Consider the following 25,409-nt stretch of genomic DNA (forward strand, 5'->3'; position numbering starts at 1 on the left):
TGCTTATTACCCAACAAGTTTCGTCCCATGAACTTCATTTACCTCTAACACGGATGTAACGTGAAGATAATTACTGTCAGTTATTCCGCCGCCAGGTAATATCGTGATTCTACCAGCAGCATAGTCTACATATTCCTTCAACCTATCCAAATTGTCCTCAATTCGAGTACCACTTGCCCCCCCATGTGTTAAAATCCGATCAACACCATGTTCTATTAACCAATCAATTGCTTTAAATTGATATTCAGGCTTAATCTGATCAAATGCCATATGAAAAGCTACTTCAATTCCTTCAGCTAACCCTAATAAAGCACGCATTGCTTCCTCGTCAATCCATCCTGACACGGTTAAGCAGCCAAACACTACTCCGTCCGTGCCTAACTCTTTCAGATGAATTAAGTCTTGCTTCATCATCTCAATTTCATCTACACCATAAATGAAGTTCCCACCTCTTGGTCTAACCATTGCCATTACGGGGACATTTTTTGATTTACAATAGTCAATTGTTTGAACGGCTACTGCGTGACTCACCGTCGTTCCTCCTACAGCAAGGTTGTCACAAAGCTCGATGCGATTAGCACCCCTTTCCATAACATCCGGTACCTTGGTAAAGTTCTCTACTACTACTTCTTTTATCATACTATTCCACCTATCATTGTTTAATCACGTTGGTTATTTCCAATCTAGTATCCTATATTTTAGGATGATCAGGAATCAAATAAATGATGCAATAATCTTTCTCTTCCCTCCATGAATTGCTTCATGATTTTATAATGATTGGTTTCTTCTAAACTCGATTCTTCCATACCATCCTCTGTGAGTTGAATAATTTTAGCTTCTGGATAAGCCATTAGAATTGGTGAGTGAGTGGAAATAATAAATTGGGAACCATCTTTCACAAGCTCATGAATCCTTGCTAGCATCGACATTTGCCTCAATGGTGATAATGCCGCTTCAGGTTCATCTAATATATACAATCCATTACCACTGAATCGGTGCATAAATGTTGCAAAATAAGATTCACCGTGTGAAAGCTCATGTAATGAAACACCACCATATGAATCAACAACATTTAATTCTTCAATATTCGTAGCTAAATTATAATAAGACTCTGCTCTAAAAAAGAAACTGTCCTTTGGTCGAATTGCCCCTTTTGCGATTCGAACATATTCATGGAGATCGGAATGAGAATCGTAATTTGAAAAATTAAAGTTTAATGTTCCACCTTCTGGGTTAAACCCTAACCCTATCGCAATTGCTTCTAGTAAAGTAGATTTCCCCATTCCATTCTCACCTATAATATAAGTAACATTTGGATGAAGTATAATTTCTTCAAATTGCTTCATAACAGGTAGGTTAAGTGGAAATCTATCATAAGATTCAATATGATCACGTTTCAAACCGACTCTTTTAATGTACTGGGTATCATGATTCAGTAGCATATATTTCTCCTCCTTCAGCCTATTTTGCGCATTTACATTCATAATCCTTAAATCTAAATTCCTTGTATAGCTTTAATTCACCAGTAAAATCACTGGAAGTAGATTCAAATACCTTAACTAATGGAGCAACATCCTGTTTTGCGAACTTTCTTACCTGATCTACAAGATTAGCAGCGCTTTCCAACGGATATTCATTCATATCTTCAAATAAGTCATTATGTACACAGATATCATATGTAACAGCAAGAAAATAATTGGACATATAAGTACTCCCCTCGAAATGTCTTCTGAAACTAGTATAAGCTACCATTAAAAAAATTAAAAACCAAACAAAGCCACTATTTAGACATAGTGACTTTGTATAAATCTATAACGCCTCTTTAATTAATTTCCGGTAATAAACAACGGATAGAATTCCAAAGATTGAATACAGGAATGTGTATAGCACCATAACAATAATCATTGGCGTCCACATTTCTGTACCAAACCAAAACCATCCAGACTTAACTGCGAAATAGCTATGGCTTAGTCCCACTAATAAAGGAATCCCAAAATTGAACAACTGCTTTATCTTGATTCCATTTAACAGGTCAGACTTAGTGAATCCTAGCTTTCTAAGAATCGTATAGCTTCCCTTTTCTTGTTCACCTTCATCCATTTGTTTAAAGTAAAGTATACATCCTGAAGTAATCAAAAATGTTAAGCCGAGAAAAGCAACAACAAACATAATCAAGCCCATATTCTTCTTCTGGTTATTAAAGTCTTCTAATTGTGACTCATGTGCTGCCCATTTACTCATTTCGGATGCTTGATAGATTTCATTTGCCTTTTCGATATCCTTTTCATCCTTTATATCAATACCAATTGAAATTGGAAAATCATTGGTTATTTCCGGATCAAGATCTAAACGTAATTCTTGAAAGACCGAATCATCCACTACTGCAACAGGAAATCCACCACTTGTTAGCCTTCTAGGAATTTCATGTCGATTTTCAATTTTGGTTAATGCTAAATCGAAAGACTTAGAATTTCCATTTACCGTAATTTCTCCTGTCTTCAAGGACATAAAAGCTTCTATTGTTGTATGAACATTAATAAAGATTGCCTCATTCTCTGCGACATCCACCCCTGTTATATCTTTATCAGAAACCAATTCCATAGGTCCTTTTAAATCAATATTAGTAGAAGTTTCTACTGCTTCCATATCGAATTCTACAATATTTGTTAAATCGGTTCTGGCCATTAAAATGTCAACTTCGGTTCGCTCATACGCTATTCCGGTTTCTTCTAGTAAGGACGTAAACGTATTAGCATGCTCCTCATTCGGAATCGAAAAGTCATAGACTACGGATTCCTTGGACGATTTCTCTGCAGAGTAATAGGATATATAGGACAAGGATAATAACCCTATCGCTAGAGCAGATACCGTAGTAACAACGGTTAATAAGAATGAATTGGATTTCATCCGAAACATAATCGACGATAGGGATAGCACTTTGTTAACCGATAAATAACCGTTATTCTTTTTCCTGATTACATTAAAGATGAATCGGACAGATCCTTTATAAAAGAAATACGTACCGATAATTACAGATGCTAGAATGATTAACATGACAAGAAACATTTGCTCCATCATCACAAACTTACCATCAAATAGCTTAGAAGATAAATAATAACCGAAAATAATAAGAGCTAGTCCAAGTATTCCGATTATGATTTCCAAAATAGACACATTATGCTTTTTTTCTTCCGATGTTGAAGTCGTATGGAATAATGTCAATATCCGTTGCCTTTTAATAAACAAGGCATTAATAATCGAGATAATGATATAGATTACGACAAAAACAACCAATGTCTGGATAAGAGCTTCCATTGAGAAACGTAGTTCTGCCACTTCATTAATCCCAATTATTTTTAATAGAATCATCATAATGAGCTTTGATGAAGCAAAGCCGAGAAAGATTCCTACCACCATCGAGCCAAAGTATAAGGTGAAATTTTCAACGCCTAGTATCCGAAATATGTTCTTTTTCGTAATCCCAACAAGCTGAAATAGTCCAATTTCCTTTCCTCTCCGCTTGATAAAGAGATTATTCGCATACACTAGAAAGACAGTCACAATCGCTATTAATAGTACAGACGCGGTTTTCATTGCAGCTTCCCCCTTGATACTACCTTCCACCGCATCCATTGAAGGATCATACTGAAGGGTAACAAAAGCAAAATACAATGAAACACTAAATATAAGCGCGAAAACATATAAATAGTAGTTTTTCATATTCTTTATTAAATTTCTGAAAATGAGAGATTTAAAGCTCATGATGAACCCCACCTAACACACCCTGTGTTTTGATGATGTCCTGGAAAAACTCCTGCCTACTCTCATCACCGCGATTTAATTTGGTAAAGATTTGTCCGTCTTTAATAAAAATAACACGGCTACAGTAACTTGCTGCTAATGGATCATGTGTAACCATCACGATGGTAGAGTTCAATTTTCCATTCAGATCCGTCAATTTATTCAGTAAGTCAGAGGCTGATTTAGAATCAAGTGCACCGGTAGGTTCATCCGCAAAAATAATACTTGGTTGATGCACAAAAGCTCGCGCAGCAGAGGTTCTCTGTTTTTGTCCACCTGAGATTTCATTTGGGTATTTATCCTTTAAGTCAAAGATTCCTAATTCTTTTGTTACCCGTTCAAACATAAGCTGCGCTTCTTTCTTTGGTGTTTTATTTACCGTTAGTGGTAACATAATATTTTCCTTAACCGTCAATGTATCTAATAAATGATACTCTTGAAAAATAAAACCTAGGTGACGCTTTCGAAATTCCGCCAGTGCTTTATCACGCATTCTGGTAAATTCCTTACCATCTACACGGATTGTACCTTGTGAGACATGATCAATGGAAGAAAGGACGTTTAACAAAGTAGTTTTTCCAGAGCCAGATGGTCCCATAATTCCAACAAACTCCCCTTTTTCCACAGAGATGTCAATTCCTTTCAACACCTCTTGACGGTTCCACTTATTTCCATAGGTTTTGACAATATTCGTTGCTTCTAAAATACTCACTTTCATTCAACTCCTTTATCTAGCCTTATCATAGATGATTATCACACGCTTTTCCTTCGTTTCTCCGAACAAAATACGAAAGCATGTGACAAGATTGTCACATGCCTGTAAGTTCAATAAAATCATTCTTCTTCGGGAACGTTAATGTAAAAATTGTACCTTTTCCATAAACAGATTGTACGTCAATCTTGATTTTCAAAGATTCAGCCGCTTTCTTGGATAAGTATAGTCCCATACCGGTAGCATTCTGATTTTGATGATCCACAGTAGAGGTAAATCCCTTTTCAAATATACGTGAAATATCCTTCGTCTGAATCCCACGACCATGGTCTTCTACTTCCAGAGTTATATTACCATGTCGTAGAAAACTACGTATTTGAATATCAGATTTCTCACTATATTTTACCGCATTCGTTAAGATTTGCCTTAAAATAAATGGTAGCCACTTAGAATCCGATAGGACATCTGTGACTTCTAATTTTATATCGAAACCTATTTCCTTTTGAAAACACCACGTTTTCAATGACCGAATCTCGGTAATTATTATTTTTTCCATATCTATTGCTTCAATATACAAGTCATTTTCCATAAAAGGCAAACGACGGCTATGTAACTGTTGATCCAGAAGTAAATGTATCCGGAGCCATTCATATAGCAACTGTTCCCTTAACACTTTATCATCCATTCTCTCCAGCATGAGCTGCATGGTTGTTAGTGGCGTTTTTACTTCATGTATCCAAGCTAATAATTCATCCTTTTCCTTTTCTATACTAATAGCTAAGTTATTCGATACCCGCTTATAATATACATCCTGCTGTTTAATTGCCTTCTCTACAATCGCTTCAAAAGGAGTCTTTCCTTCTAACATCTCGACATCTATATTTGGTGCCCATTCCTCTACCTTTTTATAGAAAGAAATCTCTCGATTATATTGAAAAACCAGAAATAAAATAAAGAGTACAGATGAAAGAAAAATCATATATAAGATAGATTGAAACCTTATCGAAGGATCTACATAGCCAACTAAAAGGAATAATCCTTGTAGTACACAGAAGAAAATAATCCAATTTCTTTTTTCGCTGATATACTCTTTCATCATTCGTTATGATCCTCTTCCTTTGCCATATATCCCTGTCCAATCTTTGTTTCGATAAAATGTCCAAGATTGATAACTTCTAAGCTTTTCCTTAGTCGATTTACATTCACTGTCAATGTATTGTCGCTTACAAATCTTTCGTCATTCCATAATTCACTAATTAGTTCTTCACGACTTACAATTTGATTGTTATGTTCGATTAGGATTTTCAAAATGAACATTTCATTTTTTGTTAATTCAATTTCTCCAATATCATTTTTTACGGTACCTTTCACATAATCCACCGTGGCAGAATTCCAGACTTTCAGGTGAATTTGCTGTTCCATACTATAATTGTATACTCGTCTTAGGACAGCCTGAATCTTAGCAATAAGCACATCAAAATGAAACGGTTTTTGAACAAAGTCATCCGCTCCAAGTTGCATGGACATCACCATATCTGTTGGATGGTCTCTAGATGATAAAAAGATTATCGGTACTTTTGAATGCGATCGTATCATGCGGCACCAATGGAACCCATCAAACTTTGGTAATTGTATATCAATGATGACTAAATCTGGTTTTACACTAGAAAATTCTTTCATCACATTCCCAAAATCTTGAATTCCATATACTTCATAGGACCATTGGGATAAGCGTTCCTGGATTTCTCGACGTAGTGTAGTGTCGTCTTCAACTAATAAGATTTTAAACAAGGTTATCACCATTTCTAGTAGTTAGTACCATTATTTTACCATCTATTTTGAACAATAGCCTTAAAGAAAAATTTGTTTATGCTATGATGATAGAAGAATAGATTCAATCAACTTAGGAGGGTTATGATGAATATCTGGCTAATCGCTTTTATACTAGTTATTTGTATCATAGCTTTAGTTGCTACATTTATGGTTATCAAACAAGAAGAGAGAAAAATGAAGCAGTATGAGGAAACAGGTGATACAGCGAAAAGTGAACTCCAAAGGTCTCATGAATATGAAACAAAATCTTTATCATCCAATGTTAAAAGTTTAACCTGGATTTATGTTGTCGTTATCGGGTTATCCTTTATTGTGTTTGGGCTTTATATGTATATGAGATAGGAAAAATTTGTACCCTTTTTAACTATATTCTTGTAATAAATGAATTCTATCGATTCCAGGACAAGTGTAGAATTTATGACTACACTTGTTTTTTATTATTGAATCAAATTACAATACTAAACCACTAAAATTTCCCGGAAAATATTGTGAATTATGTTAACATTTAAGTTATATATCATGGTATTATTTACCTAGTAATTCACATAATAATAGTCCATAAGTTTGATAGATTATATTTTCCAAAGGATGAAGTGTCAATGAAAACAGGAAAAAAACACTCCAATCAAAAAGGTTTCACCCTAATTGAACTTCTAGCAGTAATCATTATCTTAGGTATTATTATTGGAATTGCCGTTCCTAGTATCGGTGGAATCATCCAGTCATCCAAAGAAGATGCGGTAAAAGCTGATGCATTACTAACCTTAATAGCAGCAAGTCTATATACGACTTCCAATGAAAGTGATTCTACCTCTATATCATCTGACGAATTAAGCCCTTATATTGAAAGCGTCAACCTGGGTGATTTTAACGTTATGGTAGATTCTAAAAAGTATGCATTAGTCACTTCTACTATTCCGGTTGGTAAATTTTCTATTACTTTCGCATGTGCAACGAAAGAAGATATTTCAAAAGATAATAAGAAAGGTAGCAGAGTTATTGGTAGTTGCGAGGGGACCGTAACACCTCCCGGTAAAGATCTAGACAACGGTTCAAACCCTGATGATGGCACTAATCCTGATACAGGTTCCGATCCTGATGATGGTTCTAATTCTGATACAGGTTCTGACCCTGATGATGGTTCCAATCCTGATACAGGTTCTGACCCTAATGATGGTTCCGATCCTGATAGTGGTACTATACCACCTCATGTTCCAAACCCTGAACCAGGTGATAATTGGTGGGACTTCTGGTTGAGATTGTGGAAATGGTTAGATTGGCGAGAGTTCTGGGAACGGTGGGAAGATTTTTGGGATTAACCTAAGCGTATAGGAAAACAGAAAAAGGACCTTGGTAGTAGAAAATTCTACTTTATGAGGTCCTTGCTTCTGTATTGATAATTGTTTCCTAATCTTACGATGATAATTCTGAGGAATTTAGCCATATTTCAGTGGCGGCTTCTAGTTCCTCGCTTAATTCTACTTTTCTTTTATACAACTCATTGAGTTCAACATAATCCAAAGGTTGCTCTGCCATTGCCACCTCTAATTCTTTTATTTCTTTTTCGAGCATTTCAATTTTAGCCAGTAAGTTTGCTTCTTCCTTTTTATTCCTTTTTCCTTGGGTATTTCTTTTCTCTTTGTTTTTTTGCTTAGGTCTTTCAGTAACTAAGTTTTCATTATTTTCAAGCAGTAGCTTTTCTTTTTCCATTTTGTAATCATCGTAATTCCCCATATAGCTTTTCAAGCTATTTTCTTCCACTGCTATGAGTCTGTCACTCATTTTATTTATAAAATAGCGGTCATGGGAGATGAAGAAAATGGTACCTTGAAAGTCTTCAAGGGCTTCTTCTATGGCTTCTATAGAATCTATATCCAAATGATTCGTTGGCTCATCTAAGATTAATAGGTTTATTTCTTGGTAGAGAAGTATAGCTAGTTTAAGCCTAATCCTCTCTCCCCCGGAAAGATGCTTTACTTTCTTAAAGACACTCGATTGAAAGAACATGAATTTGGCTAAATATTCTCGAGCCTTCCCTTCCAAAATAGCTATATCGTCACGGAAAGCGTCAATCAATCTCAGTTCTTTATTCGGAAAAGTAATATTTTGTGGTAAATAGGCTACTTTAACACTTGCCCCCATTTCAATCGTACCTGAATCAGGCTGTTCCTCTCCTAGCAGCATTTTTAGGAAAGTGGTTTTACCACTACCATTTGGACCAATCAGTCCGACTCTTTCCCCATAATGAATCATGACCTCTGCTTCCTTGAAAATGGGTTTATCCCCATAGCCCTTTGTAAGACCTTTTGCCTTTATGGCCTCTTTGCCTGAGCGGTCAACATCTTTAAATTCCAGTCTCATATTCTTTCTCTCTAGAGTCGGTCGATCTATACGCTCCATCTTATCCAATTTCTTCTGAATGCTTGCCGCTCTTCTAAAGAATTTATTATTATCTGCCCTCATGGCCCAATCACGTAAATCTTTGACTTGGTTTTCCATAGTAGAAATCTTTTTCTGTTGCTCACGATATTGTTCAAATTGAATCCGTAAGTTCTCTTCCTTTTGGCTTATATATGCTGAGTAATTTCCCTTATAACTGATAGACCTTTTATCTTCAATTTCTACAATTTTAGTTGCCACATGATTCAGAAAATAGCGATCATGCGATACAATGAGGACAATTCCTTTATAATTTTTCAAGTAGCCCTCTAACCACTCAATTGATTCCATATCTAAATGGTTGCTCGGCTCATCCAGTAACAGGATGTCAGGACTATGAATGAGAAGTTTTCCTAAAATAACTGTTGTCTTTTCCCCACCACTTAGTAAGTCAAAGTCACGTTGCAGGAAGCTCTCACTAAACTTTAATCCCGTGCAAACCTTACTTAATTTTTCTGTACGTTCATAGCCACCCTTTACCTCGTATAGTTGAACAAGATCACTGTATTTATTTAGAGCCTTCTCCAGTACAGTACCTTCAGAAGTATTCATTTTCTCTTCTAGTTCTCGCAGTTGTGTTTCCATTTGATCGATTTCTTCAAAGGCTAGATTGAGAATATCAATTACTTTCATTCCCTCTGGGTATGCTGGAGCTTGTTCTAAATACGCAGTAGTTGCTTTACTAGGGATTGTGTTAATCAATCCCTCATCATAGCCGTAGCTAGTCGTTTGTGGATAGCCTGGATAATAGTTCATTTCTTCTATTCCAGCTAATATCTTAAGTAGCGTACTTTTCCCACTACCATTAACCCCTACAATCCCAACCTTTTCTCCATCAAAGGCTTCAAAGGACACATCCTCCAATACTAACGTTGCATCCATAAATTTTTTAATACCACTTACTCTAAGTTCTAACATATTCGTTCCTACTTTCATCCATTGTGTACGTTACACCATTCTGGATAGACAAAGAAGACCTTTACTATATAATTTTGAACAAATAAAAAGACCATAAGAAGATATTACTTCTTACAGTCTAAAATGGTCCTGAACTATAATATATGCCAATAACACGATCAATGAACCATACACATGCCATACTTTTAAGAACTAATTAAGTCCTTGCACATTATATTATCAATTCCGTTTTAGTAAGTAAGTAACCTTCTAAATTGCCTGATTCCTAATGGCATAACAAATAAACCTAATGATTAGGCAAATTTGCAAATAAACTCATTAAAAATCCTTATTAATTAAAAACAATTAATAATTAGCAATTAGTCGGCATCATTGTCTTACTTACCCCCCTATTTGAAATTCACTTAATTATTACACTTTTTTATCACTTTGTAAATAGGCAGTTGGGACATGGGGTCACATGTGAAAACTTTACTCGTTAAGAGTTTAATAAACTCTTTTGTGGAAAATATGAATTATTCGATACATAACATAAATCGTAATGGTTACTGTTTACAAATCGTAATCATTACGATATAGTATTGTTTGTTCATAAAATTTTTAAAGAGGAGAGTGCGGAATGAAGTATATACAAGTAATTACTGCATTACTATTATTTAGTGTATTTATTGTAGGGTGTTCAACAGCGGAAAATACTACTAAAAGTAATGATGATTCAGAGCTTACAATTTATACGTCTGTTTATCCGATTAAGTTTGCAGTTGAACAAATTGCTGGAAAAACTGCTACTGTTAATACTGTTTTTCCACCTGGAACTGACGCACATACATACGAACCAACATCAAAAGATATTATTGCTATAGCAGAGAGTGATGCTTTCTTTTATTTAGGTTCAGGTATGGAAGGTTTTTCATCGTCCATTGCAGAGGCATTAGAACCACATGATGTAGCATTAATTGAGATGGGTCAGTATGAAGAATTATTCCATAGTAGTCATATACATGAGGAACAACATGTTCACGGTGAGGAAAAGCGAGATACAGCAAATATTGAAATTACCGGTTTATCGGAACATTATCACACAGGTGATTCTATTAAACTAACAATAAAAATAGCAGAGGGCATACACTATGACCACTTACATTGGTTCACAATGAATCCAGATGCAGAAGATTGGGTAGAGATTGATGGACAGACATCTAATAGTCTTGAGAGTGAAGCGAAAGTGAATGGTCAACAAATAAAGGCAGTTCTTTATGGAGAAGAACATAGCGTTGTGGCAGAAACAAAACCTGTCACTATAAGAATTGATGATCATGAAGGAGATCATCATCATGGTGAAGATAGTCATGCCCTTGAAGGTCAAAGCAAAACGGGTGTGATTGTTGAAATAGAAGGTCTATCCAATCATTATCACACCGGTGATTCTATTAAACTAACAGCAAGTATAGATGAAACTCTAAGTTATGACCATTTACATTGGTTTACGTTAAATCCAGATGAAAAAGAGTGGATAGTAGTTGATGGACAGAATTCCAACCAATATGAGAGTGAAGCAGAAGTTGATGGACAACAAATAAAGGCAGTATTATATGGTAATAATCATGATGTAGTGGCAGAATCCAATCCTGTAACGATAGAAATTGATAATCATGATGGTGATCATAATCCACATATTTGGACAGATCCAGCACGTATGATTCAAGTAGCAGAAATAGTTAAGGATCAACTAACTGAAATAAATCCAGCTGAAGAAGAATTCTATAATAAGAATTTCATCGCATTAAAAGAAAAACTTACCGACCTAGATTCTAAGTTTACTGAAGTTCTGTCGACAAAGGAGAATAAAGCAATTATAGTATCACATGCTGCTTTCGGTTACTGGGAAGAGCGTTATGGGATCACTCAGATTGCGATTAATGGTCTATCTACAAGTGATGAGCCATCTCAGAAGCAGTTGACGGAAATTATTAATCAATCTAAGGAACATGATTTAAAGTATGTTCTACTTGAACAAAATAGTTCTAATCGTTTGGCAGAAATAATTCAAAAAGAAATAGGAGCGACTCCCTTAACTCTTCATAATCTTGAAGTCTTAACTCAAAATGATTTGGATAATGGTAAGAATTATTTCTCACTGATGGAGCAAAATCTAAAAGTGTTAGACCAAGCAACGAAGTAAATTAATTATTAAGATTAAGATACTTCCCTGAGTCTATAATTAGGGAAGTATCACCTTGTTATTTATATTACCTAACTCTAAAAATGGTATATGATTGTGTAATAGTCTTTATACCTCTTCTATACAACTCAAATTAAATCTCAATCAATATCGGAACAATCATCGGCTCTTTCCTCGTGCGCTCCTTAATATAACCCTGTATAAATCTTTTAATTTGTTTCTTCTTCACATTCCAAGAATACCGTTCCGCATCATGCAACTCCTCAATGGTATTCATGATTATCCGAATCATCCCTCTACGAAGCTCAGAAAAATTATTATCTACAAATCCCCGAGATATAATCTCTGGATCGGCTAATACCTTATTGTCAGTCTTACTCATCGGTAAAATAATCATTAACATACCATCCTCAGCAATCTGCTTACGATCACGCAAAACAAATTCCATATTACCCACATCTATACCATCTACATACGTGCTACCAGCTGGAATTACTCTCGTGCTTCGGGCGACTGAATCCTTTATATCCACAACATCACCATTATTTAGAATAAACATATTGTCACGCTCTACTCCTACAGACTCAGCAAGCAAACAATGGTGGTGTAGCATTCGGTATTCACCGTGTATTGGAATGAAATATTTTGGCTTCATTAAGGTCAACATGAGTCTTAAATCCTCTTGATAACCATGCCCTGACACATGCATCCCAGAGCTACTGCCTGAACCATAAATCACATGAGCACCGAGTTTATAAAGATTATCAACAATAAGGGAGACACTTTTCTCATTGCCTGGGATTGGCCCAGCTGCAATGATAACAGTATCCTCAGCTAGAACATTAACATCACGGAAATTCCCAGTAGATAATCTGCTTAATGCTGCCATTTCCTCTCCTTGGCTACCGGTACATAAAATTGTCACCATATCTGGTGGATAATTATCGATATCTCGCGGTTCAATCAGCATCCCTTTTGGCACCGTTAAATACCCTCGTGACATGGCAACCTCTACAACATTAACCATAGATCGACCTAGTAAAGCTACCTTACGTTTCGTCTTATAGGAAGCATGGATAACCTGTTGTAATCGGCTGACATTAGATGCAAAAGTAGAAACAAAAATCTTCCGCTTTGCTTTCATAAAGATATTTTCCAGATTCTCTCCAACCATATGCTCTGAAGGGGTGAAGCCTTTTCGTTCTGCATTGGTACTTTCCGATAATAGAAGAAGGACCCCTTTCTTTCCAATCTCCGCCATTCTGTGAAAATCGGATCGCTCATCATTTGCTGGCGTCATATCAAATTTAAAATCTCCCGTATGTACGATTGTTCCCTGTGGAGTATCAAACACTATTCCTAAACAATCTGGAATACTATGATTGACTTTGAAAAAGCTTATAGTTAATTTTCCAATCTGCAATGTAGAATCCGCATTAATTTCGTAAAGTTGGCTTTCCCTTAAAAGACGATGTTCTTTTAACTTAATTTCTATTAACCCAAGTGTAAATCGAGTTGCATACACAGGTACATTTACCTTCTTAAGAAAATAAGGAATCCCACCAATATGATCCTCATGACCATGAGTAACAATTAAAGCACTAACCCGATCTTTATTTTCCTCTAAATAAGATATATCGGGGATAATTAAGTCTATCCCTAATAAACTTTCATCTGGAAACTTATTGCCGCAATCTAAAACAACAATCTCCTCTCCACACTCAATAGCATACATATTTTTCCCAACTTCATTTAGACCGCCAAGGGCAAAAACAGATAGAACATTTTCCAAGATAAATACCCTCCTGATAATAGTAAATACTGATTAATAAATACCAATTGATTTGCGTGATAAATATACTTTAGTATGTCCTACTATTTTCAGTATTATCTGTATTACTGGGAATATTTTTCAAATGAAACAATAATTATAAGGAAGGTTTTTTATAACAATTTTTATATAAACTTTCCTAATAATCTTCGAATGTTCACTTATTTACCATGTTAAACTGCTGTATATCCACCATCAACAAGTAGACTAGCGCCAGTTATAAAGGATGCATCATCACTTGCTAGAAATACAACTGCTTTTGCCACTTCCTCCGGCTTTCCTAACCGCCCAATTGGATGTAAATCAATTAATTCCTGTTTTACTTCTGGTGGAATACTTGCTAAAAGTGGAGTGTCGATATAACCTGGGTTCACATTATTTATACGAATTCCTTTAGCAGAATACTCCGCCGCCTCCGTTTGTGTTAGTAATTTAACCCCACCTTTTGCGGCACTATAAGATCCAACACCTATTTTTCCGACAACACCATGGATAGAATCATTATTAACGATTGCACCACCATTTCCTTGCTTCAACATTTGAATAATAGCATATTTATTGCAAAGAAAAACACCGTGTAAGTTTACGTCAATAATTTTCTTCCAATCTGCAAAGCTTGTCTCATGAACAAGAGTCATACCGCCAATACCTGCATTAGCAAAGAGCACATCAAGACTACCGAATTTCTCAATGGTTGATTCTATCATGTTTTTAACATCTTCTTCACTAGTTACATCTGTCTTTATAAAAATTGTTTCATAACCTTCGTGATTAAGTTGATCTGATAGCTCTTTCCCTTTTTCAGACATATCTGAGATAACAACCTTTGCTCCTTCCTGCACAAACTGCTTTACAGTAGCCTCTCCAATTCCACTTGCTCCACCTGTTACTACTGCCACTTTCCCTTTAAAGCGTTCTGACATGATTTTTTCCTCCTTATCTTTTCCAATCATACTTTTACTGTAATATGGTTTGTTTTTTAAACACGAATTACTCATGAATTTCTCATTATCTTCTCATTCCATTATTAGGAAGCTATAAGAATCTATATGTAAATTTATTCTTAAGACAATATGTGAAAAGGAGTGAGAGAAAATGGTATTAGAAATATTCACCAGAAGAGAACAAAAATATCTCATTACCAAACTGCAATACGAAATACTTGTCGACCTAATGACACCCCATATGCAACATGACAAATTTGGTAATAACGGGAAATATACAGTAACTAGCTTGTATTTCGATAATGCTAACCATGATATATATTTTGAAACCAAAAACAAACTGCGCTTCAGACAAAAACTTCGTCTACGGATATATGATGATACAGATATAGATGGCAGAGCATTTTTTGAGGTGAAACAAAAATATAATAACGTTGTCAATAAAAGAAGAACTGCTATTCCACTAAAAAGCGCCTACCATTATATCAATAAGCCTTCAGAGGATTTAGAGGAAAAATATGAGGTTTCCAACTATCAAATTTTTAAAGAAATACATCACTTTCGCAAACTATACAAACTCAATCCCGAAATGGTGGTTAGCTATGACAGGCACGCTTTTCAAAGTAAAGCAGACCCTGATCTTCGAGTTACATTTGATGCAAATTTACGCTGTAGGAAACATCATCTAAATATAGAGTATGGATCATATGGAGATAATTTTATTGATCCGAATCTTATTGTACTAGAAGTTAAAGTAAGCAATAGTGTTCCATTATGGCTAACGCGCTTTTTGCAAGACTTAGAATGTGAGCAAAGAAGCGCATCAAAATTTTGCACAAGTTTAGAGCTATTAAAAAGAAACATTTTACCTGTGGATTTACAAAAAGAATTTACTATGGTGGGAGTAGGTTGAAAATGGAATTAACGATAACAATATTAGGTATGGTGGCAGCAGCTATCTTGAGTCTAATTATAACGGTGGTTTATCAATTAACCTTTAGGGGAGAACGCTACTCCCAGTCTTTTGTTCATACGATTATCATTATGAGTGTAATCGTATCAGTCGTTATGAATGTAGTCAGTGATAACGCTGGGGTTGCCTTTGGGTTATTTGCGATATTCTCATTAATTCGTTTCAGAAGTGCTGTGACCGATGCAAAGGATATTGCTTTTATGTTTTTCGGCTTAATTGTTGGCATGACTACTGGTCTAAACCATATTGGCATGGCCGTTATGCTAACACTATTTGCTTCAGGGATTATCTATTTACTATATAAATTTAATTATGCCAAAGGAAAAGATTCGCAGATTTTAAAAATTACTGTACCGGAAAATCTGAACCATGAAGATTTATTTGAAGATATACTAAATCGATATACAGAAAGCTATGCATTGAGGAAAGTAGAAACAACTAACCTCGGCACGATGATTCTTTATACATTTGCGATTCGTAGTAAGGTAGATACAAGGGATCAAGATCTATTAAATACTATTCGGGAACGAAATGCTAATTTAAAGGTTTCCTTGTCCTATCTGGAGGGAGTTAAGTGAGGATTGTTAAAAATATTTAGGTTAAGGTAGTGAAAGCTGCAGTCCACTTTTCATCCTGTTAGACCGTATAAAAACCCGATTGATTTTTAGTTAAAAATCAATCGGGTTTTGCGGTTTTATTCATTTATGCACTTACTGCTTTACGTTCTTGAGCTTCATGCAGTTTTTTCATCGCAAATCTAGCTATTGGCTGTGCAATTAGCACTTCCACTGATTTTTACATTTTATCACTTTCGATGCTAGTGTTTCAAGAAATTTTTCAGAACGTCTATTACCTTTGCATATCCTTCAATTGGTCAAATAATTTCTCCACTGTTCCAATACCAACTCGGTCATACTTCGCTAAGATTAGTAACTCCATTGGTAATTGCCCAACCTTCTCAATTTGATCTTCCTGTAATTGTCTTAACAAATTCGGAATACTGGAAAACTTATCTTCTGTTAACGGAACAGCTGATAATTCTTCTGTCACCACAATATAATCGGTTTTGAAGAAGAAAAACAGCTCTCCTGGTCGTTCCGAAACAATCCTTCTCCGTATCTTCTCTTCTTGTATAAATATTTTTAATTCCTCAAAAAACATTTCCTCATGTTTTTCATAGAATCGTTTCACATGATTGGAGAGTCCTTCTAAATTATTGGGAAGCTCACTCATGATTCTCCCCTGTTGCTCTGCTCCAAGTCGAATTAGGAATGTTTCAGATTTCTCAAACCGTTGTGGTAGAAGAAATGCATCCCGAAGGAAATAAGGTATATCGATTGATTCACCCTTATATCGAATGGATCTGATAGTAGTATCCCCTGGAAGAGCTTCGACCTTATCCATATCAACAGAACTAGCTATTTCCTCTAGCGCTTCTTCTTGCTCTGGAGTAGTCATTGCCTCAGAAAGCTTTTTCTCTAAAACATCTAATTTAAATACGAGTTCTTGAATATCATAGATTTGTTGTTTCCTCGGTGACGGATCTTGATATTCAGGCACTTCCAAATGGAGTGAGCCATAAACTTCTACATACCATTTCACAATCGTATAAATGGATTCCCAACATAAAAGAGCTTCTGAATAACGAAACTTTCTTGGATTGTGTGCTGCCTGGTTACCTAGCTTTCTCACATAATGCAATGCATCTCTAATTTCCTGTGTTAAGTATCCATTCTCATCCAGTAAGTTAATCTGGTCAATCAGTGTGAGCTTTCCGATTTTCGAGAGCTCTTCTATGTGAATTACTTTCTGTAAAATATGTTCAATAAAGATTCTAGAGTGTGTCAATACAACTCTAGGACTTGTAAAAATACTATTCTCTAATTGTCTTGCTATATTTGCTAAATCCCGAGATACAGGCTCTAAAAAACGATAAAAATATGCTTCTTCTTGCATGCTATTCCCTCCATAAATCTGTGACACCATCCTTCTATCCTACCATATTTTAATGGAGGAGATTAGTAAGAAAAGGGTTTAGTTCTATGGTAAAGAATGCTAACAGTCTTTTTGTCTGTTTTAATTAGCTAATTATTAATATCATTAAAACCAATGAGATGGACGTTGAATGTATGACGGTAATAAAGTTTTATTATTACCGCTAGCAGAATTAATTTGCATTTGCGTTAAAAACATACTGGTAGTTAGATTTGCACCACATAAATTAGCATCACGCAAATCCGCCCCAATAAAATCAGCTCCTCTTAAATCTGTACCTCTCAAATCTGCCTTAATTAATAATGCACCGCGAAAATCTGCTGTTCTCAAGTCCTTACCTTTCAAACTCCGTCCGATCAAATCCATTCCTCTATACTGTCTTCCCATCCTAATAGAAAAAACATTTCTACTTAGGTTACTTCGGACAACTTCACTTGTTTTCAGGAGTACCTCATTTACCGGTAATCGGCACGCAGCCATATTTAACGAGACTAGATTTCTCGCATCTAACTCTATTAAGCTCTGTAAATGTTCCAATTGACCTGTTAGTTCCATACGCAGATCTTTTGATATTTCATATGTCAGTGCTTCCGAAATAAAAGCAATCATCTCATAGAGTTGTTCCATGACAGGAAAAACCTCAAACATTTGCTTAGCATCAGTAGGATTTTCTCTCCAGCTATAACCTTTAAATGTATCCTGGGAAACCTTTTGACCTGCTCCTAAACAATCATAAACTGTACAACCCTTAAAGCCACTTTTTCGCAAGTCCTTGTGGATGTGACACTTAAAATCCTCTTGCAAATAGGTGCAAGGTGTCCCAGCAGGTTTATCCATAGCAAAGTCACTGGAAGCAATGATGTTTAAGGCTGTACAACACAATCCAAAACATGCGGAACAATCTGCTGTTAAACTTTTTCTAACTCTATTCGCTACTGTTGCTTCCATTTCTCGACCTCTTCTCGAATCAAATTTAATCATGAATTCATTTCCCTTACCAATAATTCTCTATTACATGAATAATTTCCTTCTTCTTAGAAAAACTCTCACTCACTCATTGCTAGTTTTTCTTATGTCTGCGAGAATGACTTTTTTACTTTCCATCTACCAACGAAAAAAACCTAGGCAGACAACCTAGGTTTCTAATTATTCATTATCTTCATTTACTTTCTTAAACAACGATTCTGGAATCATTTCAAATCCTTCAATCATGGTGTTTTCTTCTACCTCTATCATTAAGCAAAGTTTACCATCAAAGTGAACTTGACGGACATAACGTAAATCCTGTGGACTAACAGCAATGTCCGCGACCTTTGTTTTGATTTTTATAGATTTTGAAGAGAATTTTGGAAGAACATTACTTGCTTTTAATTCATATGTTTCATCATCAATAACCGTTTTAAATGCCGTTTCTACCTTTTCTGTGTCCACGTCTTTTACACCACTGCTTCGTAGGACCTTTTCGACATCTTTGTAGTCAAGTTTCGGAATTTCTTCTTCATCTTCATTTTCTTCAATCATATGATGGATTTCATCATAAACATTCGAAAGTGTAGAGGTATTAATTTGATTACCTGCTACCTTTTTAACAATCTCTTCAAATACTACCTTATCGTCCTCAGCGGTCATCGTCTCTTCAGCGTTTAACACTTCTTCAATAAAATGATAGTCAAGCTCATACTTTTTGCCAGCTGAATAAAGGACATGATTCACATCGGAAGAATTATTAGTAAAACATGGGAATAGGAAACCTGACATCGGTGCCTTCAGATTGATGATTGGATCGACCACGATATTGTATTTAAATTCTTTTTCCACATAGTCAAAAAGTAATTCCTTCTTTGGATCTAATGTCTTATTCATACTTCCTAATATAAAGGCATTCGAGAATACCGAATCAAATTCACTTTCCTCCGCTTCTTCATTTCGAGCCTTCATCGGCTTTCGGTACTCCCCACGAATAAAGGTAACCACGATATCCATTTCATATTGCTTGTCCTTCAGCATCTTCTCGACAAGCTTGAGCATATTCTCTTTCCATTCTTCCTTATCATTGGTTAACAATCCCTGGTGAAGTATAAGCTGGCTGCTGTCTTCCACATCCTGCTGGAACTTTAATTCAAATAACTTTTCATCTAATTGCCCGGATAACACTTTTTTAAAATTATCCATAAATAACTCTTTTTGCTCTTTTTCTAGCATTTCAAAAGGAAAGCTTTGGTCGTGGTAAATATCACTCGATTCCTTCATAATATACACATAATAGATTTCATGTATCTTTAATAAATCATTATTTACTTTAAATTGCTTACGAAAATTTGCTATATCCTTTTTATTCAAAATCGCCACTCCTACATTGGTAATCAAACATCTTATCATTTTATCACAAATTTGGGACATGGGGACAGGTCCCTTGCCCCATCTTGATCATTTCTCCTATATTGTTTAATAGCCTGTTGGTCCTATTGTCAAACACCGCTTAAATGTGAGGGAGAAGCGTTAGAGATTACAGTAGCATTTGACTGTTCAATTGTGGAGATGCTTCCTATATAACAGCAATGACCTCAGAGAAATAGCGCCACTAAAACGAACAAGGTAACACTTAAGTTTGCATAAGTTGAATAAAATCATTAATAACTCGCTACTTCCTGATCTATATCGTAGCGAGTTATTTTCACTTACTATATTTCAAAGGTAGAGAACCCTTTCGTACCAACGTTAAATGCCTATTTCTAACATTTTTTCTGTTACATATTCAACTCTTCTTTCGATATCCTTACCATCAAACTTTGGAAGTTTTATTTCATCGAGCACTTTTCCGTCTCTCATAAACAAAACACGCTCAGTCCGAGCAGCAACTTTCGCATCATGGGTTACCATCATTACCGCAGTTCCCTCTTTATTAATCTCGGAAAATATGTCCATAATCTCCTCCGCTGATTTTGAATTTAAAGCACCCGTGGGTTCATCCCCAAATACGATCTTGGGACGATTCATTAACGATCGACAGATACCTGCACGTTGAAGTTGCCCTCCTGAAACCTCTGTTATAGAGCGCTTTTCTAGCTCTAGTATTCCTACTTTCTTCATCAAATATCTTGCCTTCTCCACTAGATTAGCAACCTCTTTCCTATTGTCACGCATAGATGGAAGAATGATGTTATCAAGTATATTTAAGTTATGAAGCATCGTTGGTTGTTGGAAGACAAAACCCATTTCCCTACGGCGCATGTCAGAAAGTTCATTCTCTCCCATATCTACTAAACTCCTATTATTAAAAGTGACTCTCCCACCATCCATTCGATCCAATCCACTTATAATATGCATTAGAGTTGATTTCCCTGAACCAGATGGCCCCATCACCGAAATAAACTCACCTTCACCTATTTCGATTGATATCCTATTAAGAACAATCTGCTGCTCTTCACCTTCTCCAAATGATTTCATAATATGCTCACCAATTATCAACTTTTCCATAACCCTACTCCTTCATATTCTCAGTTATGTTTATTCGCCTTATACCCATCGTTCCAATAATGGTTGCAATAAGCACGGCACATATCATCATGATCGGACTGAATACATAGGATGGTAGTACATCAACTGAAAATTTAAATGTTGATGCTCCAAATGAAGAAATCACCATACCTGCAAGCTGTTCACCTAAGGTGTTTGCTAAAACAGTTCCAAGAATTATTCCAATGATGAGAACAAAAACGGATCTTGAAGTGTACTGTAACGTAATATCCTTATTTGTATAACCGAATGCTTTCATAACCGAAATATTGTATCTATCTTTAACTATTAACAATTTCAAAAATAGCAATGTAACTAGTATTGTAATAATCAGTGCAATAGCAATAGCTACATAGGAAGCTTTCTTGACAGATAGAATAGTAGAACCGAAAGTTTGGTTAACAAATTCATCAATTCCTGAAACCTTAGCAAAATCAAACTCATTTACATATTCAGATATTTTTTTATCGACTGACGTCTTATTCGTAAATTCTGCACTTATGATGTTCCACATCACATCACTCGAACTATCCTGAAATACAGCCTTTGCTGTTTTACCACCGTTAGTAATGTCAGAGTATATCCCACTTACCATAAGTTCCGTCTCCACGTCTTCAACCGTTAAAATAATCTTATCGCCAACATTTTTACTCCATTCATCAGCATATATAGTTGATAGGGCTATTTCCTCCTCTGTAATGGGTGCCCTCCCTTTCGAATATTCGATAGGAAAAATCGAGTGATCCCCTAACTCCACTTTCATATTTTCTTCTATTCCATCTTTCACGCTTACTTGGAAAGTCTTTGTTGTTAGAACCGTAAATCGGGTAATACTATTATCATTCGTAATAGCTTCAACAATTTCAGAGGTTTTCTCATGGATATTATCTGTTTGTTGAATATCGATACGCATATCATAATTGCCAACTCCCATATTTTGAGTGAATTTATCCGATGAAATGGTGTTGTACAAGTTTTGCGGAACAATGATAATAAACACCGAGAAGACCAATACAGCTAAGCTAGTTACATACAGCCTTTTCCTTCCGAGAACATCCTTCATACCGAGAAATATATTCGTATTCATAAACCTGTTTCTACCCAATGTGACACGCCTTGCCCCTAAGCTTTTTTGCTGTGTTGATCCAAATCGTATTGCTTCAGCAGCAGAAATTTCCCGAAAACGTCTAAGTAGAATATTTACAAATACTATAATGGTCAAGAATAAGCACAGGATGCCAATGATAGCTAATAACAATGCCAATAATGTGTTATTGCTCTCTCCCATATAGAGTTTAATATTTTCGAGTAACATATCTTTCAATATTAACGATAGACCAAAACCAACAACACAACCTAAAGCGGAAATCATTGCGTACTTTGCAAGATACATTTTCTTTATATCGGAAATGCGTAACCCAATAGCTTTCATCACACCAATTTCACGGTAATCCCCTTCAATCTTGGTAAGGAGCGCAAAACGGATACACATAAATGCGATAGCTACAACTAGTGCACTCACAAGTAAGATTATTGCAATCAACAGTCCATCGGAAAGGGCATTCATTAGTTTAAAAAGCTGATATGTAACCGCAGGACCATTCGCTTCTAAACCTTCAGAAGCATAAGCATTCTCAAACTCTCCGATTTGGGATACATCCTTTAATCTAAATTCAATCAAATATTCCATATTACCATGGTTTTTAAGCTCATCATAATCGTTCTTACTAACGAGAAACCGTTTTGACCCAGAGAGTGATGAATTCATTTGAGAATCCCGGAGAAATCCTACAACCGTAAATTCCTTTCCTTCAATCACAGCCTTATCACCAATCTTTGTTGTGTTATCTCTCATATAACTTACTGGAACATATAGCTCTCCATCTGATACATTGATTACCTTTCCATTTAAATCAAGCAAAAAATCAAATTTCTCACTCTGAACGCTTAAGCCATTGTCCTGAACATTATTAGCAAGAGAATTCTCTCCTAAAACAATCTGAGTTCCATCTATATTAAGAAATTCAAGAACTTGATATTCATCTACATTACTATTTTGTTCAGCAAAAGCTTCCAACCGTTCCAAATCAATATCCCCAGAATGCATCTGCATAAAATGAGGTGTTTTAGCTTCTTTCATAAGTGTATCTAATGCACCTGAAAGATTTACCACTAGCATGGCAGCAAGGGAAACAAGCATCGCCGCAGCAGCCACAAAAATAATAGTTGTTAAACTGATTATTTTACTCCTTAGAAAGTCGTTTAATATGATTCTCTTATACATAAGTCACCTCTTTCTTCGATTTCAAAATCTATGCATCTTCTTCGCTAACAAACGCCTGCATCACGCTCATAAGCGTTCCACTACCTGCACCTAGCATCCTTTCCGTGTTAAATATAAATGCTTGTAACCGCTTAGTACGCTCCTCCTGCGTCATCGGCACCATATCATGATCAAAAACAGTATTCATATATGTTACAACCATCTCCATACACTCGTAAGGGAATGGTGTATTAAAAACTCCTTGCTCAATCCCTTCTTCAATGATCCTAGCAAGAATTGGCGGTACACCCGTAATCATGACCTTTTCAATTTTCTGATGCATAAGGGCATTCTGAGGCTTATGAATATGTTCCATTATTTCTAAGCTGCTACTACCACTTATGTTAAGTGACAACACAACATGAACAATGCGTTCTAGAATCGGAATACTTTTATCCTTTGCAATGAAGTTTGCTGTATTTAATAGATTTGTAGCGTACCGTTCAATTAAGGCATCCATAATTTCTTCTTTAGATTGGAAATAGTAATATAACGTTCCTCGAGCAATGCCAACTTTCTCAAGAATATCCTTTGTTGTCGTACCATCGAATCCTTTCGTACCAAAAAGCTCATCAGCAGCATCAAGGATTTCATTTTTTCTTTCTTCCGCACGTTTCACTACTCTCATTCTTTACCTCCGTATCTATCGACCGACTGTCAGTCAATAATATAGTAACATATAATCATGAATTTTTTGAAAATTATTTGTAAAGAATTATTAATGTTTCTTTTGAAGCATCTAGTTTTTAATAATTCCTTATTCCGGCCCTATTTTAAGAAAATAATACCGGAATAAAGCGTATACTCCAACAATGCGTTTTCATTAGTTATGCATAATCTGATATGTTAAAATAATAGTATGAACATCATAACAATCCTGAAAAGAGGTTAAAAATGTTTAGGAAAATCAAAAGAGCATTAAAGCAGCTATCATATGGAAGCAGCTCGAGAAGGCATGGTCGATATTACGGTGGAAGTAGTAGTAGACGAAAATATCACTACCATCGCCATAGCGGAAGTAGTTACCGTCATCACCATCACCCACTAAGTGGCAGTAAGCGATATAAGCGTCGTGGTTGGGGAAGCAGTAGCTAAACTATCTCCTTTGAATGAATCGCCACAGCAATATCTTGTTTTATCTCCTCAATAGTTCCATACGGTTCACTGATTCTTAATAATCTTTTTAGTAAATGAACAGTTTCTTTTTTCAATACAAGTTCTTCTGTCCACGGAAGAGCTTTTTTCTTTTTCGGAGAATACGTTGTATAAAGCAAATATAAGAGGATATCTCCAATATCATAAAAATCCTGTAATTTTGCATCTTCTTCTTTAATCGGTAATAACATTTTCCCTTGACTTGCTAAACCAAAGTCAATTAAATAAGGTTCATCATTTTGAATCATTATATTTGGTATCCTTAGGTCAAGATGATATATTTTCTTTTCATGAATATGATTTATAATTTCGATTAATTCCCTCATGAAAAGCAAAGACTCTTTCTCATTAAACGTTTTCTTGCGTGCAAAAATGGTCTCTTCTAGATTCTCAGCTTCTAAAAGACTCATTGCATAAAAATAATGTTCCTTTTCAGAAAATGCCTCAAAAAACGTTGGTATGTTAGGATGGTTTAACTGACCAATAATTTCTGCTTCCTTCTTAAATAGGTTAATCTCTTTTATTTTCTTTCGTTTGCTAGGTCTGAGCTGCTTGATGACAATGTTATCTCTAGTTTCTCTGTCCATACATTTGTATAAAATACCGTAGCTGCCTTTTCCAATGACATCCACCACTTGGTATCGATGATGGATAATCTCGCCTGCTTTTAGTGGATGATCTACTAAGAACTGTTGAAATTTTCGAATTGGTCGTAACATGATATCTCCCTTTTTCGTTTGAGACGGATTACTACCGCTAATAGATTTAAATTACTCCAAACAGCATA

22 protein-coding genes are annotated in these 25,409 nt (G+C 35.6%); 5 read left to right on the plus strand and 17 right to left on the minus strand.

Going from position 1 to position 25,409, the window contains the following annotated elements; all coding sequences use genetic code 11:
* Positions 1-6 precede the first annotated feature (6 nt).
* The 7 genes from G5W_RS0109860 to G5W_RS0109890 all read right to left on the minus strand — a co-directional run bounded on the left by G5W_RS0109860 (position 7) and on the right by G5W_RS0109890 (position 6,304).
* Positions 7-639: a copper homeostasis protein CutC gene (locus tag G5W_RS0109860; RefSeq protein WP_010096286.1), complete on the minus strand. Its 633-nt coding sequence runs from the start codon at positions 637-639 to the stop codon at positions 7-9.
* A gap of 68 nt (positions 640-707) precedes the next feature.
* Positions 708-1,442, minus strand: coding sequence for an AAA family ATPase (locus tag G5W_RS0109865; RefSeq protein ID WP_010096288.1), 735 nt, complete (start codon positions 1,440-1,442; stop codon positions 708-710).
* A gap of 19 nt (positions 1,443-1,461) precedes the next feature.
* Positions 1,462-1,704 carry a hypothetical protein gene (locus G5W_RS0109870; RefSeq protein WP_010096291.1) on the minus strand — a complete coding sequence of 81 codons (243 nt, stop codon included), beginning with the start codon at positions 1,702-1,704 and terminating at the stop codon, positions 1,462-1,464.
* Positions 1,705-1,809: 105 nt separating this feature from the next.
* A complete protein-coding gene (locus tag G5W_RS0109875; RefSeq protein ID WP_010096293.1) occupies positions 1,810-3,762 on the minus strand; it encodes an ABC transporter permease in 1,953 nt (650 codons plus the stop codon).
* Positions 3,752-4,513, minus strand: coding sequence for an ABC transporter ATP-binding protein (locus tag G5W_RS0109880; RefSeq protein ID WP_010096294.1), 762 nt, complete (start codon positions 4,511-4,513; stop codon positions 3,752-3,754). Before G5W_RS0109880 ends, G5W_RS0109875 begins: the two co-directional genes overlap by 11 nt.
* Positions 4,514-4,610: 97 nt before the next feature.
* Positions 4,611-5,612, minus strand: a complete 1,002-nt coding sequence (locus G5W_RS0109885) for a sensor histidine kinase (protein WP_010096296.1) — start codon at positions 5,610-5,612, stop codon at positions 4,611-4,613.
* Positions 5,609-6,304, minus strand: a complete 696-nt coding sequence (locus G5W_RS0109890; protein ID WP_010096297.1) for a response regulator transcription factor — start codon at positions 6,302-6,304, stop codon at positions 5,609-5,611. Before G5W_RS0109890 ends, G5W_RS0109885 begins: the two co-directional genes overlap by 4 nt.
* A 126-nt stretch (positions 6,305-6,430) precedes the next feature.
* On the opposite strand from G5W_RS0109890, the gene G5W_RS0109895 reads away from it, so the two are divergent.
* Both G5W_RS0109895 and G5W_RS24045 read left to right on the plus strand, forming a co-directional pair.
* Complete coding sequence (locus G5W_RS0109895) at positions 6,431-6,688, plus strand: hypothetical protein (protein ID WP_010096298.1); 258 nt, start codon at positions 6,431-6,433, stop codon at positions 6,686-6,688.
* 257 nt (positions 6,689-6,945) lie between these two features.
* Positions 6,946-7,665 (plus strand): type II secretion system protein, encoded by a 720-nt coding sequence (locus tag G5W_RS24045; RefSeq protein WP_010096299.1) that lies wholly within the window; start codon positions 6,946-6,948, stop codon positions 7,663-7,665.
* Between the two features lie 94 nt (positions 7,666-7,759).
* Here the strand turns inward: G5W_RS24045 and abc-f are convergent, their stop codons facing one another.
* The gene (gene abc-f, locus G5W_RS0109905; protein ID WP_010096300.1) at positions 7,760-9,703 is read right to left on the minus strand and encodes a ribosomal protection-like ABC-F family protein; all 1,944 of its coding nucleotides are present in this window, start codon (positions 9,701-9,703) and stop codon (positions 7,760-7,762) included.
* Between the two features lie 619 nt (positions 9,704-10,322).
* Here abc-f and G5W_RS22800 point away from each other — a divergent pair.
* Positions 10,323-11,885 (plus strand): metal ABC transporter solute-binding protein, Zn/Mn family, encoded by a 1,563-nt coding sequence (locus G5W_RS22800; RefSeq protein ID WP_010096302.1) that lies wholly within the window; start codon positions 10,323-10,325, stop codon positions 11,883-11,885.
* Positions 11,886-12,018: 133 nt separating this feature from the next.
* Here G5W_RS22800 and G5W_RS0109915 read toward each other — a convergent pair whose 3' ends face one another.
* Positions 12,019-13,677 (minus strand): ribonuclease J, encoded by a 1,659-nt coding sequence (locus G5W_RS0109915; RefSeq protein WP_010096304.1) that lies wholly within the window; start codon positions 13,675-13,677, stop codon positions 12,019-12,021.
* Between the two features lie 212 nt (positions 13,678-13,889).
* On the minus strand, positions 13,890-14,639 hold the full coding sequence (locus tag G5W_RS0109920; protein ID WP_010096306.1) for an SDR family NAD(P)-dependent oxidoreductase: 750 nt from the start codon (positions 14,637-14,639) through the stop codon (positions 13,890-13,892).
* A gap of 172 nt (positions 14,640-14,811) precedes the next feature.
* On the opposite strand from G5W_RS0109920, the gene G5W_RS0109925 reads away from it, so the two are divergent.
* Positions 14,812-15,573 (plus strand): polyphosphate polymerase domain-containing protein, encoded by a 762-nt coding sequence (locus G5W_RS0109925; protein WP_010096308.1) that lies wholly within the window; start codon positions 14,812-14,814, stop codon positions 15,571-15,573.
* A 2-nt stretch (positions 15,574-15,575) separates the two neighbouring features.
* A complete protein-coding gene (locus tag G5W_RS0109930; protein WP_010096310.1) occupies positions 15,576-16,211 on the plus strand; it encodes a DUF4956 domain-containing protein in 636 nt (211 codons plus the stop codon).
* Positions 16,212-16,482: 271 nt separating this feature from the next.
* Here G5W_RS0109930 and G5W_RS0109935 read toward each other — a convergent pair whose 3' ends face one another.
* From G5W_RS0109935 to G5W_RS0109965, 7 genes are all read right to left on the minus strand, one after another.
* Positions 16,483-17,589 (minus strand): DUF4145 domain-containing protein, encoded by a 1,107-nt coding sequence (locus G5W_RS0109935; RefSeq protein WP_010096311.1) that lies wholly within the window; start codon positions 17,587-17,589, stop codon positions 16,483-16,485.
* 144 nt (positions 17,590-17,733) lie between these two features.
* Complete coding sequence (locus G5W_RS0109940; RefSeq protein ID WP_010096312.1) at positions 17,734-18,609, minus strand: pentapeptide repeat-containing protein; 876 nt, start codon at positions 18,607-18,609, stop codon at positions 17,734-17,736.
* A gap of 165 nt (positions 18,610-18,774) precedes the next feature.
* Positions 18,775-19,968: a DUF4317 domain-containing protein gene (locus G5W_RS0109945; RefSeq protein ID WP_010096313.1), complete on the minus strand. Its 1,194-nt coding sequence runs from the start codon at positions 19,966-19,968 to the stop codon at positions 18,775-18,777.
* Between the two features lie 378 nt (positions 19,969-20,346).
* Positions 20,347-21,105: an ABC transporter ATP-binding protein gene (locus G5W_RS0109950; RefSeq protein ID WP_010096314.1), complete on the minus strand. Its 759-nt coding sequence runs from the start codon at positions 21,103-21,105 to the stop codon at positions 20,347-20,349.
* Positions 21,106-21,109: 4 nt separating this feature from the next.
* Complete coding sequence (locus tag G5W_RS0109955) at positions 21,110-23,428, minus strand: ABC transporter permease (RefSeq protein WP_010096315.1); 2,319 nt, start codon at positions 23,426-23,428, stop codon at positions 21,110-21,112.
* A gap of 28 nt (positions 23,429-23,456) precedes the next feature.
* Positions 23,457-24,095 carry a TetR/AcrR family transcriptional regulator gene (locus tag G5W_RS0109960; RefSeq protein ID WP_010096316.1) on the minus strand — a complete coding sequence of 213 codons (639 nt, stop codon included), beginning with the start codon at positions 24,093-24,095 and terminating at the stop codon, positions 23,457-23,459.
* Positions 24,096-24,558: 463 nt separating this feature from the next.
* Positions 24,559-25,341, minus strand: coding sequence for a serine/threonine protein kinase (locus G5W_RS0109965; protein WP_010096318.1), 783 nt, complete (start codon positions 25,339-25,341; stop codon positions 24,559-24,561).
* Between the last annotated feature and the right edge of the window lie 68 nt (positions 25,342-25,409).

It is taken from the genome of Ornithinibacillus scapharcae TW25 (assembly GCF_000190475.1).
In the GTDB taxonomy this organism is placed as follows: Bacteria; Bacillota; Bacilli; order Bacillales; family Amphibacillaceae; genus Ornithinibacillus; species Ornithinibacillus scapharcae.